Raw genomic sequence first — 18,370 nt, forward strand, 5'->3', positions numbered from 1 at the left:
GTCAGACCCAGATCTTGGGACACAGTTCCTCGGTCAGGCGGCCCTTCTTGGCGTTGAGCCAGGGCAGCGAGTAATTGGCCAGCACGACGCCATAACCCTCGCGCCCGTCCATGAAGAAATTCATCAGACCGTTATAGGTGATCGCGCTGGGATAGGGCATCCACGGCGCGCCCAGATTGGGCGAGGCGTTCATCCGCCATGACTTGCCCCGCACGTCCTTGACCGTCATCTGCAGCCCGACGCAGGGCAGGCCCAGATGCTGCGATGTCATCTCGACCTCGCTGGTCAGGCCGTGCACCTGGCCGTTCTCGCAGACATAGCCATGGGTCAGCTGGAACTGGTTCGCCTTGGGCAGGTCGGGATTCCACGGGCAGATCATGTGAAAGAACAGGTCCTCGCCGAAGGTGGCGGAAACGATATACATGTTCTTGATGATCGTGGGGTTGCGCGGCCCCCAGCTGTGGTCCATCCGCTCGATGCTGTCCACGGTATAGGTCTTGCCGCGGATGGTCAGCGTGCCCGTGGCATGGCCGGTCAGGTCGTAATGCCCCGCCTTGTGGCTTTGCCCGACCGAAATGTCGGCATGCATGTCCTCGACCTGCGCGGCTTGCGGGCTGTGGTTGGGGTCGTGGATGTCGAAGGGATCCATCAACCCTTTCCAGTCGATATGGAAGGCGGTTCCGTCACCTCCTTCATAGTCCAGCGTGAAATCGCGCGGCGCATTGGTGAACCTGACGCGCAGCCCGATGTCGGAGCCGAAATCGGTCAGGCGCTGCGGCGCGGGCAGATGCTGGTTGTCCTGATAATGCAGCAGGTCCGAGCGGTTGTCGGAGAGCGACCCGCAGATCCAGACCTGATTGGCCATGACGCCCAGCCCCGGCCGGACGCAGACATAGATCAGGCAATAGATATTCGCCTCGCGGGCGATGAAGGGGATCAGCAGCGTTTCGACCCAGGCCGGGCCGGCATCGGCTCCGTTCTGGAAATCGACCATTTGCGGTGTGATCATGGATATGTCCTTGGTTGAGGGAGGGAAATCAGGGCGTCGGCGCGGCCAGCAGGATGTCCAGCGGCGGCAGGTCGGCGGTGTCGTCGAAGCCGGTGGGCGCGAACCATGCCCGGTGCAGGTCGATCAGCGCCCCCTGGCTGTCGATGGCGATCCGCTCGACCTGGCGCGCGGCGGGGTCGTCGCGCGGTCCACAGGTGGCGATGGCGGCGCTGAGATGGGCCGCGATACCGGCGGCGGCTTGGTTCAACGCATCGGTCGGCGTCGCGGGATCGGCCAGCAGGTGCCCGGCGGTGCTCGCCTCGGCCTCCAGCCTGTCGGCAGCGGTGGGGTCCAGGCTGCGCAGCGGCCCGGCCACGGCCAGAGCCGCGGACCGGTTCAGTTCAAGCTCCTTGCGGGCCTTGGGATGCAGCAGGGTGGCGCGGGCGCGCAGCAGCCCCAGCATGCGCAGCACCAGCTGCGCCTGTTCCACCGCCAGCGGGTTGGCCCGGTCGATGGCTGGAATGATCATGTCCTCCAGCGCGCGCTGACAGGCCAGGAAAGCATTGTCGATGGTGTCGGGCATCAGAGTTCCTCCAGCAGAAGCCGGCGCAGCTCCTGCGCCTGGCTGTAGCCCACGCCCTCGACCCAGGCGATCAGCACGTCCTGGTGGGTTTTCCCAAGGTGGACGATGCGCCAGGCCGAGCACAGCGCCGTGGCGATGAGCTGGTAGCAGTTGAAGATGCGGTAATAGCGCAGCCTTGCCGGATCGACCGGCAGGCCGGTGCGGCGTTCATATTCGCGATAGAATTCGTCCAGCGGGATCAGGCCGCTGACCAAAAAGGTCTTGCCGTCCTCGGCCAGATTCCCAAAGGAGCTGGTGGTCGTCCATGCCAGGTCGCGGTGGCGGTCACCGATATGGCCGCGCTCCCAGTCCAGCCAGGCGGTGATCCGACGCGAGCCTTCGTCGAACAGGAAATTGCCTGCCCGGAAGTCGCCGTGCAGGATCGTCGCATGGTCCAGCACCGGCAAGTTGCGTTCCAGCCAGTTGCCTGCCGCGTCGAACAGGGGGAAGCTGAAGTTGTGATCCTCGTGCCAGACGCGGCGCACCCGGTTCAGCTGCATCAGCGCGCTTTCCGTGGTGCCAGGCTCCGGCCGGTGAAAGGCCTCCAGCCCGGCGGCGGGATCGGCGGTGTGGATGCGCGCCAGCGCATCCATGAACTGGGGCGCAAGCTCTTGCCGCAACTCGGGGGAAAATCGCTGGCCAATGCCGCTGACGCGGTTTTCCTGATCCGTGGGCCGAGTCACGCCCGAAGCGCAGTCATAGATGATCGCGGGTTCAGGAAACCAGCGCGCATCATCGTCCAGCCAGCGCACTTTCGGAACCGGCAGCTTGTTCTGGAAAAACTCCAGCAGCTGAACCTCGCGCAGGCGGCTGGTGGTATTGACGGACTCGGCCGGTTCCATCCGCATCACCAGATCAAGCCGCTCGGTTCCGCCGCCGTTTGTGGGCCGGTCCAGCGTGAACGCGACCTGGATCTTCGAGGCCCCGCCCGCCATCCAGCGCGGGTTGCCGATGCGCTGGCCGGGGCCGCCGTGATCCACCAGGAATCGTTCCAGGCAGCCTATCAGCGCGTCCAGCGAATAGGCGGCCGGATTGCGGGGTTCGGCGCGCTTGCGCATCTTGCGAGTCAGCATGCGGTCGAGTTCCGCCTCGACCGGAAAAAGCGCTCGGGACCGGGCGATGAAATCCTCGGTCGGGGCGTCGCGTATGTCGGATGGGGCTTGTGCGGGAACGGTCATGGGCCTCTCTCGGACTGGGCGGGTTGCGGACCAGGACGGCGGGCGTGGCGTAGGATTCGGCTTGCCGGTCCTGTCTCAGGTCAGGCTAGCCGCGTCTTTTCCCGCCCGCCCCCGCCCAGAGGAGGGGGTGGCCGGATTATTCCTTGCGCTAGAATCACCCCATCGGCCGCCGGGGAGGGCGGACGGATACCACGAAGGGGGAGATGCAGAAGATGGACGGACCGCTCCAATTCCCATCCGTATTCGACACCATGCCGAAGCTGGTCGACGGCACCGGGCAGCACGCAGACAGCCGGATGGAGTTGGAGCGGCTGTTGGGCGAGCTGTCCGCCCGCGCCGTTGCCACGCCCTGCGGCCTGCCCGCGCTGACATGGCTCTGCGCCATCCCGGGCTCGGGCAAGACGCTGCTGCTGGCCCGGCTGTTCCGCCAACTGCAGGAGGCTGGCGAGAATGTCGTCTGGATCGGGCTGCGCGAGCCGGGCACTCCGGCAAGCCAGATCACCCTGAGGCTGGACTCGGAAGGCGCGGCTGGCGGCCAGCGCCGCCTCATCTTGATCGATAACCTGGACTATTGCCCCGAGGCGACAGGCGGCGGGTTCATTGATGACCTGCTGGTGATGCTGGGCGGCGAGGACCGGTTGATCGTGGCCAGCGCCAGCCGCCTGTCTTTCAGCGAGATCGAACTGCGCATCCGCGACCAGCTTCTGCTGTTCGACGACGGCCATTTCCGGCTGGGTGCCGCCGAGATCGAGGCCGGGTTGCCGCCGGAGGTGGTCGCGCGCGTCGGTCCGGGCGGTCTCGCGCGGGTCGCCGGGGCGTCCTCGGGCTGGCTGATCGCCGCCCGGATGATCGGCTTGCAGCTGCGGCAGAGATCATGCCCGGAACTGTATCTGGACGATCTGGACCAGCTGCTGAACGACCTGGACCCGTGGATCGAGCGCAACCTGCTTGATCCTCTTTCACTCGAACAGCAACTGCTGCTATGCCAACTGGCGCAGTTCCGCAGCTTCGACACCCGTCAGGCCGACTGGGTTTTCGACGATCCGCAGACCGGGGCGCGGTTGGCCTCGGTGGTTGCGCAGCTTCCCGGTCTGTTCATGCCGTTGGGACAGGATGGTCGGTGCCGCCTGCGCGAACCCCTGCGCAGCCATCTGCGCCGCGTGGCCCAAAGGCGGCTGGCCCCGCCCGCCCGCGACCGGCTGCGGCAGCGCCTGATCCAGTGGTGCGTCAGCTTCGGGGAATGGCAGGACGGGCTGCATTACGCGCTTGAGGCCGGGGACTGGACCGCGCTGGCCACCATCCTTGACTGCGGCGGCGAAAAGCTGGTGCTGCGCCTTGGCGACACCGAGACCTATGTCGCTGCGGTCCAGGCGCTGATTGCCGCCGGACAGCGGCCATCCGCTGGCATCATGCGGTTTTATACCTTCTGCCAGACCTTCCGCCTGCACGACATCCACCGTGCGACCTGGGATCAGGATCTTGCCGCATCTCCGGGGAGCGATCCGGCTGTTCCGACGCCCGAGGCGATCTGCCGGCTGTTCTGGCACAATGACGACGAAGCCTTGCATCGGACCATCGGGCAATGGCTGGCCTCGGCCGGGCACAAGGAGCCGTTTGAGATCGTCTGGGTCCGTCATATCCAGGCCGCCGCGCTGATGCGAACCTATCAATTCGCCCTCGCCCGGGCCGCGCTGATCGAGACCGTGCCGCTGCTGGAAAAGATGAAGCTGCCGTTTCTCAGCAGCATGGACGACGCCATCCATTGCGCGCTGCTGCTTTACGAGGGGAATTGCCGCGAAAGCGACCGGCGCGCCTCGCTGGCGCTGGAACATGCGCGCCAGCTTCTGGCCGAGGATGCGATGATCGTCGATGTCTTTGCCGCCTTCTGCGCGAAATGCGCCATCGAGGCGGGACGGGACGACCGTGCGCGCGCCTTTCTGCCCCAGGTGATGCGGCTGTTGACGCGGCACGAAAGCCTGGGCGCCAGCGCCTGCGCGACGGATGTGGCGCTGCATCTGTGGGACGGCAAGGCGCCTGCGGTGCTGGAGGAGGTCCGCCGCGCCATCGGCGCGCATACGCCCCGGCTGACCGTGACCTTCGACTGCTACCTGATCCGGCGGCTGTTGCGGCAGGGCGATGTCTCGGGGGCATTGCGGCAGGCGTCGCTGGCCGGGCTGGACCCGGTGCGGGCCAGCATCATCCTGCCCTCGGGCACGCGCGCGCATGACGAAAGAAACCTGATCGTCATGACCTCGCTGGAGTTGCTGATCGCCATCGACGACTGGGATTCCGCCGTCCCGCTTCTGGCCGCTCACAAGGAGCGCGCGAGATGCAATGGCCGGATCGGCCGACTGGTGCAATACGAGCTGCTGGAGCTGGCCCGCGCGCTGAAACTGGGCGACGAACGTCAGGCCAACCGGATGCTGATTTCGGCCATCCGGCACGCCCATGCGCGTGAAATCTGGCGCCCGTTTCTGGAACACCGGCAGACGCTGCTATGCCTGTCGAACCGCGCGCCCATCGGAACGGCCTGGTTCACCGTGCGCTCCGAGCAGCAATTCTTCCTGCGCCTGGTGGAGCGGCTGGGACTTGCGACCTCCGAGGGTCGGGCCGCGCCCGAAGATCTGGCCTCCGAGGCGCTGACCGGCAGCGAAAAGCGCATCCTGGCAATGGTCGGGCAGGGCCTGTCCAATCCGCAGATCGCCCGGCTCGAGGGGATCTCGGACAAGACCGTCAAATGGCATCTGCGCAATGTCTATCGCAAGCTCGGCGCCACCAATCGCACCATGGCCCTGCGTTTCGCCCGGGAAGCCGGGGTGATCGATCCCTGAGCCCTGCCTGCCGGTCCCGTCAGGCAGCGGCTGGAGGGCGCGCGGGGGCTAGCGTTGCCGCGTCTCGTGCCAGACGCCGTAGGCGCCAGAGGCGATGATGATCGACGCGCCCGCCAGCGTCCAGAAATCCGGGAACTGGTCAAAGATCAGGACGCCCCACAGCACGCTCCAGATCATCAGCGTGTATTGAACCGGAGCAAGCGTCGCGGCCTCGGCCAGGACAAACCCCCGGATCAGGGTCAACTCGGCGCAACCTGCCGTGAGCGCGATGCCCAAGAACATCAGCAGATCCCGCAGGCTGCCCGGTACGGTGCCGACGAAGACCAGGGCGGCCGTCAGCGAAAGCGTGGTGACCATGCTGGACCAGGCAATCGTCGTGCGGATGGGATCCGCGCTGGCCAGAAAGCGCGACAGGATCTGCCGCAGCGCATAGGCCACGGCGCAAAGCAGGACCAGCAGCGTTGCCGGATGGGCGACTCCCGCTCCGGGGCGCAGCACGATCAGCGTGCCGACCAGCCCGACCCCGACGGCGCACCAGCGTGCCGGGCTGACCTGTTCCTTCAGCAGGAAAGGGGCCAGCGCGGTGATCAGCAGCGGCGCTACGAAAGTGACGGCCGTCGCATCCGCCAGGGGCAGATAGCGCAGCGCGGCGACGAAGCAGACGGTCGAGATGATCGAGGTCGCGCCGCGCAGGATCTGCAATCCGGGCCGGTGGGAATGCAATGCCGACAGGCCGCCCGTCCACAGCAGGCCGAGCGCGCCGAGGAAAAGGCCCGCTTGCCGCGCCCAGGCCACCTGCACGGGATGATAGCTGGTCGAGATCTGCTTGCTCATCACATCGCACAGGGAAAACAGGAAGAAGGTCAGCATCACCCAATAGAAGCCGCGCATTCGTTGCCCGGGCCCGCAGGGCGGGCTCGCGGGTGCGTTCATGGGAAAGCTCATCTGGGCTGCCTTCTGCCGGAGGATGGATGCCTGGGCGCAAGCCCCTTGCCGGTCATTGCAAGGCTTGTGCGGGAACGGATGCCGGATGCGGCCTTGTCGGGACAGGCCAGCGGCATGGGTAAATCATATACGCATGGATACTATTTGCTAGAGGATTAAAGGCAAGGACCGGCCCGCCTGGGCGGAACGGTCAATCCAGAAAGCGTCGGCGCAATGCGGCAAAGGCGGCTTCATCAAGCCCGATCCTCTGCCGCAGATAGGTTTCGGGCGATCCGATGCTGGCCAGGAACGCATCCAGATATGCCGTTTCGACCTGAAATATCGGGCGCAGCGCCGGATTGTCCCGCGCCGGCAGATGCGGGTGGCGCAGGCGAACGCTTGCGGCGATCTCGGGATAGGCATCGTTGCTGAGCAGATAGTCGTCGTTGATCGCCTCGCGTCCGACGCCAAGCGCACCCAGCAGCAGCGCCACCATGGCGCCGGTGCGATCCTTGCCCACCGCGCAATGGATATAGATCGGGCCCTCGCTTGACAGCAGATCGGCGAAAACGGCCTCGAAGGTCGGTTGGAACGTCCTGTGGAATTCGCCATAGATCGCCAGCATCGCGGTGCGGTTGCCTTCGGCTCGGGCGGCTCCCTCGCGCGCCATGCGAATGGGCGCGGCCAGATCGATGTCATGGTGGCGGATCGGATGGCGCAGCCCCAGCCCGCGCAGGGCCGAGGGACGCTCGGCCTCTTCGCGCCGGTTGCGCAGGTCATAGACCGTCGTCACGCGCCGGTTCTCCACGAGGCCGGCCGCCGCGGGATCGGTGACGGCGCCGCCGCGAAAGATCATTCCCGGCCGGATCCTGCGTCCTTCGTGGCCCCGAAGGCCCGAGATTTCGCGGAAGTTCAACAGCATCGCCACATCCTTTCTGGAGGCTGGTTTGACATATGCGGCTGCGAAGCCCGTGTCGCCTCGGGTCCAGCCATCGCGGGGCTATGCATCCTGCATGAAGCGCCGCACGGCCGATGTCCGGTTCACGACGTCCAGCTTGCGGAATACATTCTTGAGGTGCCATTTGACCGTATTCTCGCTGAGGCCAAGCAATCTTGCGACCACGGCATTGCTCATGCCGCTGCTGACCAGCTGCATCAGCTCGTGCTCGCGTTCGCTCAGCGCGCCAAGGAGACCGCAACCAGCCTCGGGCTTCGGGACCGCCGGACCTTCGTCCAAGCCAAGCAACTCCAGAACCCGGGTGACGAAGGCCCTTTCCTCGCGCTTGGGAAAGCAGCTTTCCAGCCGCTGCCCCAGACGGCCGACAAGCGCCGCGATGACGGCACGGTGGTTCTGGAACGGCTGGAGGATGCCGCACCGCTCGGCCTGTCGAAGCGCGGCCAGAAGATGGCGCAGGGCGTCAGGCTGCCGGCCGGTCTGGAAGCTGATCGACATGAGCGTCAGCTCAAGCCGGACGCATCGCAGCATCCGGCCCGCCTGCTTTGCCCGGCGCAGCTCCCGCTCGGCCAGTTTCAGCGATCCTGCATGGTCGCCCCGGCCGTGCAGCACCTCGATCGAGGTCATGACGAGCAGGTCGCGGAAGCGGGCGGGCTGTTCATCGCGATGGCTGCGCAGAACCGCCTTGCGCAGGTCGAGGTCGATTTCTCGGGCCACCGCTTCCGCATCCTGCACCCGGCCAAGCTGGACCAGCCGCCGGGCCACCAGGCATCGGAAGGTCAGCGCCAGACGCGGAGCATGGGTGCCGATCAGCGTTTCAAGGCGCTGGAAGGACGAGGCCGTTTCGTCGCCGTTCCAATAGGCGATTGCCGTTTCCACGGCATAGGCACTGGATCCGACGGTGCCGTGACGATCCATGCTGCGCAGGCCGCGCTCCAGCCACGCCCGCGCGACCAGATGGTCGCCCTGTTCGAAGGCGCATTTCGAGCCGATCGCACAGATCGTGTCGCAAATCTCGGCTTCGGGCCCCATGCTTTGCTCGGCCGCGGCCAGCGTGGCGTCGACGATCTGGCGCGCCTTGGACAAGTTGCCTTCATAGACGCAGACGGTGCCGCGGATCAGTTCGCACCAGGCCGTCAGATAGGGAGAGCCGGCTTCGCGTATCATTGGCGCGGCCTTGCGCAGGCATTCGCGGGCCTCGGCAAAGCGATAGGACATCAAGTGGTGAACGGCCAGGATCGACAGCACCCAACCGCGATCAAAGGGATCCTGCGCCGCGGGGGCATCGAGCCAGGCCTGGGCATGGCACCCCGCCGCCGCGATGTCGTCGGCCAGAAAGGCGAAGGCGACCATGAGATGCGCCAGCCGATGCGAGAAATCGGCATGGCCGGGGTCTGTCGCGTCCAGCAGGTCGGCCAGCCGCCGTCGCTGCGTGTCCGCCGAGGCATGGCGCAGCTGGAACGACAGCGCAAAAGCATACCAGTATCGGGCTTCCACCCCCAGCGATATACCTTGCGCCAGCAGGTCGTCCACGATCTGCATATAAGCTTGCAGGCGGCCCTGGTCCTGAACCAACCGCGGTGCCGCCTGCTCCAGAACGGCGCTGATGAAGCCATGGTCCCGCGATTGGACAGCCGAATCGATGGCTGTCTGCCAAGCGCCTTGCCGCATTGACCATCGGGCCATGCGGCGGTGGCATTCCTGGCGCCGCGCGGCGGGTATCCGCTGCTCGGCCCCGGACCGCAGCCGGCCCAGGAACAGGCTGTGAAACCGATAGGTCTGCTCCTGCGCCGAAACGGGGATGATGAACATGCCCGCGTCCAGCAGCATCGACAGGTGCTGCGGGGCATCGGCGATGCCCGCGACCTCGGCCATCTGCGCGGCGCCGAAATGGGGAAACAGCGCGGCATGGTACAGAAAGTCTTGCGTCTCGGCCGGGATCGCCCCGAGCACATGATGGTCGAACCAGGACCGCAGGTCCGGGGCGTCACCCGAAAGCCAGTTGGCCAGGGCGGCGCCGTCCGGAGCATGGTCAAGCAACAGCCGGCCCAGCCGCAGCCCGGCGGCCCAGCCCTCGGTCCGGGCGATCAGCGTATTCAGCACCGTGTCTTCGACCGGGTGCAGGCCTTCCTCCAGGATCTGGCGGGCCTCGCCCTCGGTCAGCGCCAGGTCGGCCGTGCCATGGGACCAAAGCCGGTTGTTCAGCCGCGCGACCGTCAGGTCGCTGCCGGTCGGACGGTTCGCGGTGACCAGCAGATGCACGCCAGCCGGTGCGGTCTGGACCAGTTCCGCGAGGACATCGGGGGCATCGCCGGCCTCCGCATTGCCGGTGCAATAATCGAGATTGTCGATGCAGATCAGGAACGGGCGCGGCAGCCGTTCCAGAAGATGGGCCAGGTACGAGGGACAGGGCTGCTCGATTCCGGCCTTGGCCGGAGCCGAAGAGCGTCTTGCGTCGGCGACGGCACGATCAAGACGCGCGATCAGATGGGTGAAAAGCGCCCCGGAGCCGGTGTTGGCCCGGTTGATCCCCAGCCACAGCCCCGGGCGTTTCAGCCCCTCGACCCAATGGTGATAGACCTGACTTGCGGCAACCGTCTTTCCCCAGCCGTTCGGGGCAACGATCAGGTCGATCATTCCAGCCCTGGCGTCGGCCGTGCCCAATCGCTGCAGGATCGCCGAGACCAGGCATGTCCTGACAGGCCGGAAATGAAACATCTGCGGCGCCGCCGAGAACAGGCCGTCCTGGGATCGGTGCCGGGGCAGCACAGGCTCTGCACCGGTCAAGGCGATCATGGATTCGGCTTTCATCCGCGCCTCCCCTCGCGTTTCAGCAAAAATGTATGCTAGTGAATTATTTGCCTGTATGGAAGCCCTTGCGTCAGAGGTCTCCGGTCGCGCGCTTGGGATCGTGCTGCAGAAGGGGGCGCAGCTGTGCGGCATCGGCCTGCATCTGGTCGAAGCCCAGCGGTTGGAACCAGAGCCGTTCCCGCGTGATCCGGGTCCTGCTTCCTGCCAGAACCGCGTGGCGGATCGCGCGGGCTTTTCTCAGTCCGGCCAAGTTCGCGCAGCGCCTCGGTCGTAGCCGCGCCCAGCTGGTCACGGCAGTCGCGGGTGTGCCCGCATGGGTGGCGATCACCACCTTGATCGTGTCGCCGTCGATGCTGCCTTCGGCGTTTATCTCTTCCTCTGCCGGCGGCACCGCGTTGCGGCCGCTTTCATAGAAGGGCGCCAACGGGCCGGTGTCGATCATCAGCGCGCCCAGGGGCGGGCATGTGCTGCTGGTCACAATAGTGTAGCAGGTCCATGCGGTTGTCGGACAGTGCCCCGTTGATCATCACCCGGGACGGACGCAGACATAAACCAGTGCGGAAATCCCCTCCTCGGGAATCACGAAGGGCAGGACCATGGTCTCGACCCAGTTGTGATCGGCATCGGGCGGTGCCTGGAAGTCGATCATGTCGGCGGTGATCATCGAAGTCTCTTGGTCTTCCTGTTGTCGATCCGTGGCAGGGCGCAACCGCACCACTGCCGGAACAGCCCGGACTTTCCGAGATGCGGACCGCCGCTCCAGCCACACCTAACTGTGGCGGCAATGGCGGGGTGCGGGATTATGCAGATCGGGATAAGGGCCGTTTCCGCCGCTGGTGCGCCCGGTTCGAGGCAGGGAGCCTAAGTCAGATGCGGGATGTTGACTGCTAGCGTATAGTTTGCTAGCGTTTTAAAGTCCCGACTGTGACGGCAGCCGATACGCCGCAGCGGGAACCGGAAGGGACTTGGTCAACGGGCCTGCCGGCACTTCTTCGCTTTGGGAGGGGCGGGAATGATACCCACATTGATTCTGAACGCGCTGGCGGTTTCCTCGCTCTATATCATGATGGCCAGCGGTCTGGCGTTGATCTTTGGCCTGCGCCGGGTGATGAATTTCGGCCATGGCGCCATCTATATGGTCGGCGCCTATCTGGGTTATACCATTGCCTCGGGCATGAACTTCTGGGCGGCGCTGATCCTGGTGCCGCTGATCATGTCGGTCTTTGGCGTGCTGCTGGAGCTTCTGGTGCTGCGGCCGCTGGAAAAGCGCCAGCAGATCGAGGTGGCGCTGATCACCTTCGGCATCGGCATCGTCATCGCGCAGATCGTGATCCGAATCTATGGCGGCACGCCGCTTTCGGTGTCGGCGCCGCCGCTGCTGGCGTCCTCGGTCAAGGTCTTCGGCGCCGATTATCCGGTCTATCGGCTGTTCATCACCGTGATCGGCCTCTGCTCGGTCGTCGCGCTGGCGGTCTGGCTGAACGCGACCCGGACGGGGATGTTCGTCCGCGCCGTCAGCCATGCGCCCGACGTCTCCTCGATGATGGGCATCAACGCCAACCGGCTGAGCCTGCTGATCTCGACCCTCTCGACCGCTTTCGCGGGACTGGCCGGGGTGCTGGTCGGACCCTATCTCTCGATCGACCCCGGCATGGATGTCGCGATGATCATCACCTGCATGATCGTGGTGGTGATCGGCGGCACCGGCTCGATCTGGGGCGCGATCTTCGCCGCGCTGATCTTCGGCTTCGTGCAGACCTTCGGCACCGTCTACCTGCACGAGATTTCCGTCCTTATCCCCTATCTGATGCTGATCGCCATCCTGGTCTGGCGTCCGCAGGGCCTTAACTTCGGAGGAAGCGCCGAATGAGCAGCGCCGCCCTGTCCCTTCGCACCGCTTCGCGGGCGCGCCTGCCCATCCTTGGCGGAGTTGCGCTGGTCGTCTTCCTCGCCGGCTTCCTGCTGCCGGGCTATCTCGAGGGGGGCTACCTGCAGTCGATGCTGAACAATGGTTTCATCACCGGCATTCTTGCGCTTTGCGTGGCCTTCGTCATGCATCAATGCGGGCTCGTGCTGTTCGGGATCGCCACCTATTACGGGCTCGCGGCCTATGCCTGTGCCATCCTGGTGAACAGCTTCGGGTTCTCGGCGATGGCGGCGGCCGCGCTGGCGCTGCTTTTCACGCTTGCCGCGGCCTTCCTGATCGGGGCGATCGTCATCCGGGTGAAGCCGCTGGCCTTCATGATGATCTGCCTGTCGCTGGCCGAGCTGATGCGCCATCTGGTGGCGCTGCCCAGCCTGCGCAGCACCACCGGCGGCAGCGACGGGCTGCTGTTCATGCCCGAGGGGCGGGTCTTCGGCATCGAGGCGATGGACCTGCTGGACGCTTCGCGCGTCTGGCCGCTGATCTGGTCCGCGGCCTGGGTGATCGCCGGCCTCTTCCTGGTCGTGGCGCTGTCGCATTTCGGGGTTCGCCTGCGCGCCATCAAGGAAAACGAGGAGCGCATGCGCTTTTCCGGCTTCAACACCTATTGGCCGCGCGTCTTCGCCTTTGCCGGGGTCGGGCTGGCTGCCGGAGTCGCCGGGGTCATCCAGGCGCTGGCAAGCGGTTTCGCCTCGCCCGAGATGTTCAGCATCATCACCTCGACCAATGCCTTGCTGGCCGCGATCACCGGCGGGGTGTCCTCGGTCGTCGGGCCGGTCCTGGGCGGGGTGATCTATACCTGGGCGATCAGCGAATTCGGCGCCATGGGCTATTCCCAGCTGTTCACCGGCATCGCCGTGATCCTGGTCATCCTGTTCATCCCGCGCGGCCTTCTGCATCCGCTGCGGCTGCTGCTGCGCAAAGGAGGCCGGGCATGATCCGCGTCGAGAATCTGACCGTCGCCTATGGCGCGTTCAAGGCGCTGACCGACATCTCGGTCGATCTGGGCCAGCGCGGGCAGGTCCATTCCATCATCGGGCCGAACGGCGCCGGGAAATCGACCTTCATGGATGCCATCGTCGGCAAGCGCCGGCCCAGTGCCGGGCGCATCTTCTACAAGGACCGCGACATCAGCCGCGAGACCATCCAGTGGCGCCGCAAGAACGGCATGGCGCGGTCCTTCCAGAAGACCTCGATCTTTCCCGGGCTGACGATTTTCGAGCAACTCGACCTGGTCGCCAAGCATCTGGATGAACCCGACCTTGACGCGATCATCGACACGATGGACCTGCGCGAGCTGCTGCATGTCGAGGCGACGCGGGCCGCCTATGGCGTCCAGCGCCGCGTCGATGTCGCGCTGAGCCTGATCGGCATGCCCGACATCCTGCTGCTGGACGAGCCGGGCGCCGGGCTTTCCGCCGAAGAAACCGCCCACCTGTTCCGGCACCTGCGCAAGCTGGCGGCCGAGCGCAACATCGCCGCCGTCGTCGTCGAGCATGACGTCGAGGCCGTCTTCGCCCTGTCGGATGTGGTGACGGTCCTTGACCTTGGCCGCCATCTTGCCACCGGCACCCCGGCCGAGATCCGCGCCAATCCGCAGGTCGTGGCCGCTTATCTGGGGACCGCAGCATGAGCTTTCTGGAAATTTCGGGCCTGTCCTCGGGCTATGGCAAGGCGACCATCCTGCGTAACCTGTCGCTATCGGTGGATCGCGGCGAATCCGTCGGCATCCTGGGACGCAACGGCGCCGGGAAATCGACGCTGCTGCTGTCGATCTTTGGCCAGACCCGCATCTTCGGCGGCGAGATCCATGTCGCCGGCACCCGCATCGACCGGCTGCCCGCCTATCGCGCCGCGCATCTGGGCGTGTCGTTCTCGCCCCAGGGGCGGATGATCCTGCCCAACCTGACGGTGCAGGAAAACCTGTGCATGAGCCTGGCGACGGGCCGCAAGGGCGACTGGACCCTGGAGGCGGTCTTCGACCTGTTCCCGATCCTGCGCGAGCGCGCCCGCCAGCCGGGCGTGGCGCTGTCGGGCGGGCAGCTGCAGATGCTGGCCATCGGCCGGGCGCTGATGGCCAATCCCGAGGTTCTGGTCCTGGACGAGCCGACCGAGGGGCTGGCGCCCGTGCTGGTCGACGTGCTGACCGAGGCGCTGCTGAAGGTGCGCGCCAGCGGCACCGGCATCCTGGTGGTCGAGCAGCACCATGCGCTGATCCGGGCGGTCACCGACCGCTTCGTGGTGATGGCCAAGGGAGAAATCCGGGGCGGCGGCAACAGCGCCGACATGGCGGCCGAGGAAAACGCCCATCTGTTCGAACTGTAAGAGTTCCGGCCCCGCCGGGGCCTGATCGAAATTGGGTCCGTGGCAGAAAGTCCCGCGGGCGGGAGGAAAGCGATGTCACATCTTCTGGGTCTGAGCATGGACCTGCCGCTGTTGATCTCGGCGATCAACGAGCATGGCGCCGAGGCGCATGGGCGGACGGAAATCGTCTCTTACGATCTGGCCGGCCGGCGCCACTGCTACAGCTTTCTGGACATGAACCGGCGCAGCAAGCAGCTGGCCAATGCCCTGACGGGGCGGGGCATGACTCTGGGCAAGCGAGTCGCCACCCTGGCCTGGAACACGCACCGGCATATGGAGATTTTCTATGGCGCGACCGGGATGGGCTGCCCCATCCACACCGTCAACCCGCGCCTGACCACCGAGCATCTGGAATATATCATCAACGAAGGCGCGGCCGAGGTGCTGTTCCTGGACGCGGATCTTGTCCCGCGCGTGATCGAGCTTGCCGGAAAACTGCCGCATCTGCGCCATTTCGTGGTGCTTGAGCCGCGCGAGAACCTGCCCGATGGCGGGCCGCTGACGCTGGAATCCTACGAGGACTGGCTGGCGGCGGAACCCGAGGAATTCCAGTGGCCGGAATTCGACGAGCGTTCGGCCTCGACCATCTGCTTTACCTCGGGGACGACCGGGCTGCCCAAGGGCGTGGTCTATTCGCATCGGGCGACGGTGCTGCAGACGATGACCTTCACCTCGATGGGCTGGCTGCCGCCGACGCGCCGCGGCAAGCCGGTGCTGCTGGCGGTCGCGCCGATGTTCCACTCCAACGCCTGGAATTTCCCCTTCGGCGCGCTTTACGCCGGGGTTCCGCTGGTGCTGCCGGGACGCAACCTGTCGCCCGAGAACCTGCAGCGGGTCATCGCGGCCGAGGGCGTGACCTGCGCGGCCATGGTGCCCTCGATCCTGACCAATATCATCGAGCATGTCCGGGCGAACGGACTGGATCTGGGCCGGCTGGAATCCGTCGTGACCTCGGGCGCCGGCGCGGCGCCGCGGCTGATCGCCTGGCTGCACGAGAACGGCATCGCCACCACCCACACCTGGGGCATGACGGAATGCATGTTCGGCACCTCGGGCGCGCTGCTGAGTGCCCACGCCGACCTGCCGCTGGACGAGCGCATGCCCTATCTGCTGAAGGACGGCCGCCAGACCGCGCTGACCCGCATCCGCATCGTCGATGACGAGGGCAATGTGCTGCCGCGCGATGGCCAGACGCGGGGCCATCTGCGCGTCCGGGGCCAGTGGGCGGCCAAGGGCTATCTGAACCAGCCCGAGAACTGCACGCTGGACCGCGACGGCTGGCTGATCACCGGCGACATCGCGACGATCGACCCCGACGGCTATCTGAAGATCGTGGACCGCGACAAGGATCTCATCAAGTCGGGTGGCGAGTGGATCAGTTCCTCCGATCTCGAAAAGATCGCCGCCAGCCACCCCGACGTGGTCCAGGCTGCCGCAATCGCGGTCAATCATCCCAAATGGCAGGAGCGGCCGCTGCTGATCGTGCAACTGCGCGAGGGCGCGGTGCTGGATGCGCCCGCCATCCTGGAACTGATCGGCAGCCAGGTGGCGAAATGGTGGGTGCCCGACGACGTGGTGCAGATCGCCGAGTTCCCGCTGAGCGCGACCGGCAAGGTCCGCAAGATGGAGCTGCGCGAGACCTTTGCGGATCACTACAACCAGAAGGCCGAGGCCTGACAGCACGGGCGGCGCGGACAAGACCCGCGCTGCTTTGCGCATGAAAAAGCCCGCCGGTTGGCGGGCTTTCCTGTTGGCGCGGGAAGGGATCAGGCCTTGCGGCCCTGCTTTTCCTTCTCGGCCGAGGCCCGCAGTGCCTCGCGCGCGGCCGCCCAGTCCTCGGCGCTCATGTCCGAGAGATCGGCGAAGGTCGAGGGCGCGGCCAGGTGGTGGCCGCCATCCACGGCGACGGTGGCGCCGTTGATATAGGTGCAGGCGTCCGACATCAGGAAGGCAGTCAGGTTGCGCAGCTCGTGCATCTCGCCGAAGCGGCGCAGCGGCACCTTTTCCTTTTGCGTCGCGCCGACCGACGAGCCGGGGATCGGGTTCAGCTTTTCCCAGGCGTTCGGGGTCGGGAACGGGCCCGGCGCGATCGCGTTCAGGCGGATGTTCTTGGGACCCCATTCGACCGCCAGCGACATGGTCATCGCCTGGATCGCCGCCTTGGACATGGCCGAGGGGGTGACGAAGGCCGAGCCGGTCCAGACCCAGGTGACCAGGTTCGACAGCACGGTGCCCGGCAGCCCGCCGGCGATCCAGCGCTTGCCGCAGGCCAGCGTGGCGAAGAACGAACCGTCCATGACCGTCTGGGTGATCGCCTGATAGCCGCGCGGGCTGAGCGTCTCGGTGGGCGCGATGAAATTCGCCGCGGCATTGTTGACCAGCCCGGTCAGCGGGCCGCTTTCCCAGATCTTCGCCACGGTCGCATCGACGCTTTCCGGGTCACGGACATTGGTGATCAGATAGTCGGCCGCGCCGCCTTCGGCCGCGATGGTCTTGCAGGCCTCGGCCAGCACATCCTCGCGCCGGCCGCAGATGAAGACATGGGCGCCAAGCGCGGAAAAGCCGCGCGACATTTCCAGCCCCAGCCCGGTGCCGCCGCCGGTGACCAGGATGCGCTTGCCCGCCAGCAGGTCGGGCTTGTAGGGGCTTTGGGCGCGGATTTCAGAATTTGACATGGGCGGCTCCTTTCAGGCCCAGCATGGCGCGGGCTTCGTCCGGGGTGGCGGTTTCGATCGACAATTCGTTCAGGATGCGGGTGATCTTCTCGACCTGTTCGGCATTCGACTTGGCCAGTTCGCCCTTGCCGATATAGATGCTGTCCTCAAGCCCGACGCGCACATGGCCGCCCAGCGTGGCATTGGTCACGGCCATCGTCATCTGGTGGCGGCCCGCCGCCAGCACCGACATGACATACTGGTCGCCGAACAGCCGATCCGCGGTGCGGCGCATATGCAGCAGATGCTCGGCTTCGGCACTGATCCCGCCGAGAATGCCGAACACGCCCTGCACGAACAGCGGCCCGTCGACCAGCCCGCGATCCAGGAAATGCGCCAGGTTGTAGAGATGGCCGACATCGTAGCACTCATACTCGAACCGGGTGCCCTGTTCGGACAGGGCGCGGATGCCGCGCTCGATCTGGGTAAAGGTGTTGGACAGGATGAAGTCCTTGGTCATCTCCAGATAGGGGCGTTCCCAGTCGTGCTGGAACTCCTTGATCCTGGCCGCCGCGCCCGAGATGTTGAAGTTCAGCGAGCCCATGTTCATCGAGGCGAGCTCGGGCGCGAAGGCCAGCGCCGGGGCCAGCCGGTCCTCGAGCGACATGCCTAGGCCGCCGCCGGTGGTGATGTTGACCACCGCATCGCAATTGTCGCGAATGCGCGGCAGGAAGCGGGCATAGTCCTCGGGCTTTTGTGAGGGCGCGCCGGTGCCTTCGACGCGGGCGTGCAGGTGCAGGATCGCCGCGCCGGCGCGGGCGGCATCGATGGCCTGGGTGCCGATGGTCTCGGCGCTGACCGGCAGATAGGGGCTCATCGTCGGGGTGTGAATCGAGCCGGTGATGGCGCAACTCACGATAACCTTCCTGGATGGTTGCAAGGCTTCCTCCTCCTCAAGGATCACGCGGGCACCGGCGCATCGAGGCAATGGCCGCCACCTTCAACGCATATTGTTTGCTTCATTATGATATTGACATGCACCATATCTGTAAAGCGGCGGGCGTGCCGCGGGCGCAAAAAAATCTGTTGCCAAGAAATATACGCTAGCATATCGTATTC

The 18,370-nt window shown here is 65.8% G+C and carries 16 protein-coding genes; 6 read left to right on the forward strand and 10 right to left on the reverse strand.

Annotation, left to right across the window (positions count from 1 at the left end; genetic code table 11):
- Position 1 precedes the first annotated feature (1 nt).
- From PARN5_RS0115575 to PARN5_RS0115585, 3 genes are read right to left on the reverse strand one after another with little or no spacing between them, the layout of a single operon-like run.
- Positions 2-1,009, reverse strand: coding sequence for a hypothetical protein (locus PARN5_RS0115575; protein WP_018000697.1), 1,008 nt, complete (start codon positions 1,007-1,009; stop codon positions 2-4).
- A gap of 28 nt (positions 1,010-1,037) precedes the next feature.
- Complete coding sequence (locus PARN5_RS0115580; protein WP_018000698.1) at positions 1,038-1,571, reverse strand: hypothetical protein; 534 nt, start codon at positions 1,569-1,571, stop codon at positions 1,038-1,040.
- Positions 1,571-2,788 (reverse strand): phosphotransferase family protein, encoded by a 1,218-nt coding sequence (locus PARN5_RS0115585; RefSeq protein ID WP_026155484.1) that lies wholly within the window; start codon positions 2,786-2,788, stop codon positions 1,571-1,573. Before PARN5_RS0115585 ends, PARN5_RS0115580 begins: the two co-directional genes overlap by 1 nt.
- Positions 2,789-3,000: 212 nt before the next feature.
- On the opposite strand from PARN5_RS0115585, the gene PARN5_RS0115590 reads away from it, so the two are divergent.
- Positions 3,001-5,619: a LuxR C-terminal-related transcriptional regulator gene (locus PARN5_RS0115590; RefSeq protein ID WP_157404051.1), complete on the forward strand. Its 2,619-nt coding sequence runs from the start codon at positions 3,001-3,003 to the stop codon at positions 5,617-5,619.
- 48 nt (positions 5,620-5,667) lie between these two features.
- Here the strand turns inward: PARN5_RS0115590 and PARN5_RS0115595 are convergent, their stop codons facing one another.
- The 5 genes from PARN5_RS0115595 to PARN5_RS24325 form a co-directional block, all read right to left on the reverse strand.
- Positions 5,668-6,510: a DMT family transporter gene (locus PARN5_RS0115595; protein ID WP_018000701.1), complete on the reverse strand. Its 843-nt coding sequence runs from the start codon at positions 6,508-6,510 to the stop codon at positions 5,668-5,670.
- 244 nt (positions 6,511-6,754) lie between these two features.
- Complete coding sequence (locus tag PARN5_RS22945; protein ID WP_018000702.1) at positions 6,755-7,465, reverse strand: tyrosine-protein phosphatase; 711 nt, start codon at positions 7,463-7,465, stop codon at positions 6,755-6,757.
- Between the two features lie 78 nt (positions 7,466-7,543).
- Positions 7,544-10,135: a LuxR C-terminal-related transcriptional regulator gene (locus tag PARN5_RS0115605; protein ID WP_198289613.1), complete on the reverse strand. Its 2,592-nt coding sequence runs from the start codon at positions 10,133-10,135 to the stop codon at positions 7,544-7,546.
- 244 nt (positions 10,136-10,379) lie between these two features.
- A complete protein-coding gene (locus tag PARN5_RS0115610; protein WP_157404052.1) occupies positions 10,380-10,751 on the reverse strand; it encodes a hypothetical protein in 372 nt (123 codons plus the stop codon).
- An 84-nt stretch (positions 10,752-10,835) separates the two neighbouring features.
- Entirely contained in the window at positions 10,836-10,973 is a 138-nt protein-coding gene (locus PARN5_RS24325; protein ID WP_018000705.1) for a hypothetical protein, read from the reverse strand.
- A gap of 348 nt (positions 10,974-11,321) precedes the next feature.
- On the opposite strand from PARN5_RS24325, the gene PARN5_RS0115620 reads away from it, so the two are divergent.
- From PARN5_RS0115620 to PARN5_RS0115640, 5 genes are all read left to right on the forward strand, one after another.
- Entirely contained in the window at positions 11,322-12,179 is an 858-nt protein-coding gene (locus PARN5_RS0115620) for a branched-chain amino acid ABC transporter permease (protein ID WP_026155485.1), read from the forward strand.
- Positions 12,176-13,171 (forward strand): branched-chain amino acid ABC transporter permease, encoded by a 996-nt coding sequence (locus PARN5_RS0115625; RefSeq protein WP_018000707.1) that lies wholly within the window; start codon positions 12,176-12,178, stop codon positions 13,169-13,171. The genes PARN5_RS0115620 and PARN5_RS0115625 overlap by 4 nt, the downstream gene beginning before the upstream one ends.
- Positions 13,168-13,866: an ATP-binding cassette domain-containing protein gene (locus tag PARN5_RS0115630; RefSeq protein WP_018000708.1), complete on the forward strand. Its 699-nt coding sequence runs from the start codon at positions 13,168-13,170 to the stop codon at positions 13,864-13,866. Before PARN5_RS0115625 ends, PARN5_RS0115630 begins: the two co-directional genes overlap by 4 nt.
- Positions 13,863-14,558: an ABC transporter ATP-binding protein gene (locus PARN5_RS22345; protein ID WP_018000709.1), complete on the forward strand. Its 696-nt coding sequence runs from the start codon at positions 13,863-13,865 to the stop codon at positions 14,556-14,558. The genes PARN5_RS0115630 and PARN5_RS22345 overlap by 4 nt, the downstream gene beginning before the upstream one ends.
- Before the next feature lie 72 nt (positions 14,559-14,630).
- Positions 14,631-16,274 carry a long-chain fatty acid--CoA ligase gene (locus PARN5_RS0115640; protein ID WP_026155487.1) on the forward strand — a complete coding sequence of 548 codons (1,644 nt, stop codon included), beginning with the start codon at positions 14,631-14,633 and terminating at the stop codon, positions 16,272-16,274.
- An 89-nt stretch (positions 16,275-16,363) separates the two neighbouring features.
- On the opposite strand, the gene PARN5_RS0115645 is transcribed toward PARN5_RS0115640, so the two are convergent.
- Together PARN5_RS0115645 and PARN5_RS0115650 are read right to left on the reverse strand one after the other, a co-directional pair.
- A complete protein-coding gene (locus PARN5_RS0115645; protein WP_018000711.1) occupies positions 16,364-17,272 on the reverse strand; it encodes an SDR family oxidoreductase in 909 nt (302 codons plus the stop codon).
- Complete coding sequence (locus tag PARN5_RS0115650; protein WP_018000712.1) at positions 17,259-18,167, reverse strand: 3-keto-5-aminohexanoate cleavage protein; 909 nt, start codon at positions 18,165-18,167, stop codon at positions 17,259-17,261. The genes PARN5_RS0115645 and PARN5_RS0115650 overlap by 14 nt, the downstream gene beginning before the upstream one ends.
- Positions 18,168-18,370 lie beyond the last annotated feature (203 nt).

The organism is Paracoccus sp. N5 (assembly GCF_000371965.1).
Lineage (GTDB): Bacteria > Pseudomonadota > Alphaproteobacteria > Rhodobacterales > Rhodobacteraceae > Paracoccus.

What these genes read in the sequence shown, in the direction of transcription:
- PARN5_RS0115645 (WP_018000711.1), bottom strand. Translation starts at nt 17,272, where the DNA reads ATGTCAAATTCTGAAATCCGCGCCCAAAGCCCCTACAAGCCCGACCTG.
- PARN5_RS0115620 (WP_026155485.1), top strand. Translation starts at nt 11,322, where the DNA reads ATGATACCCACATTGATTCTGAACGCGCTGGCGGTTTCCTCGCTCTAT.
- PARN5_RS0115630 (WP_018000708.1), top strand. Translation starts at nt 13,168, where the DNA reads ATGATCCGCGTCGAGAATCTGACCGTCGCCTATGGCGCGTTCAAGGCG.
- PARN5_RS0115605 (WP_198289613.1), bottom strand. Translation starts at nt 10,135, where the DNA reads ATGATCGACCTGATCGTTGCCCCGAACGGCTGGGGAAAGACGGTTGCC.
- PARN5_RS22345 (WP_018000709.1), top strand. Translation starts at nt 13,863, where the DNA reads ATGAGCTTTCTGGAAATTTCGGGCCTGTCCTCGGGCTATGGCAAGGCG.
- PARN5_RS24325 (WP_018000705.1), bottom strand. Translation starts at nt 10,973, where the DNA reads ATGATCACCGCCGACATGATCGACTTCCAGGCACCGCCCGATGCCGAT.
- PARN5_RS0115610 (WP_157404052.1), bottom strand. Translation starts at nt 10,751, where the DNA reads ATGATCGACACCGGCCCGTTGGCGCCCTTCTATGAAAGCGGCCGCAAC.
- PARN5_RS0115625 (WP_018000707.1), top strand. Translation starts at nt 12,176, where the DNA reads ATGAGCAGCGCCGCCCTGTCCCTTCGCACCGCTTCGCGGGCGCGCCTG.
- PARN5_RS0115580 (WP_018000698.1), bottom strand. Translation starts at nt 1,571, where the DNA reads ATGCCCGACACCATCGACAATGCTTTCCTGGCCTGTCAGCGCGCGCTG.
- PARN5_RS0115575 (WP_018000697.1), bottom strand. Translation starts at nt 1,009, where the DNA reads ATGATCACACCGCAAATGGTCGATTTCCAGAACGGAGCCGATGCCGGC.
- PARN5_RS0115640 (WP_026155487.1), top strand. Translation starts at nt 14,631, where the DNA reads ATGTCACATCTTCTGGGTCTGAGCATGGACCTGCCGCTGTTGATCTCG.
- PARN5_RS0115595 (WP_018000701.1), bottom strand. Translation starts at nt 6,510, where the DNA reads ATGCGCGGCTTCTATTGGGTGATGCTGACCTTCTTCCTGTTTTCCCTG.
- PARN5_RS0115590 (WP_157404051.1), top strand. Translation starts at nt 3,001, where the DNA reads ATGGACGGACCGCTCCAATTCCCATCCGTATTCGACACCATGCCGAAG.
- PARN5_RS22945 (WP_018000702.1), bottom strand. Translation starts at nt 7,465, where the DNA reads ATGCTGTTGAACTTCCGCGAAATCTCGGGCCTTCGGGGCCACGAAGGA.
- PARN5_RS0115585 (WP_026155484.1), bottom strand. Translation starts at nt 2,788, where the DNA reads ATGACCGTTCCCGCACAAGCCCCATCCGACATACGCGACGCCCCGACC.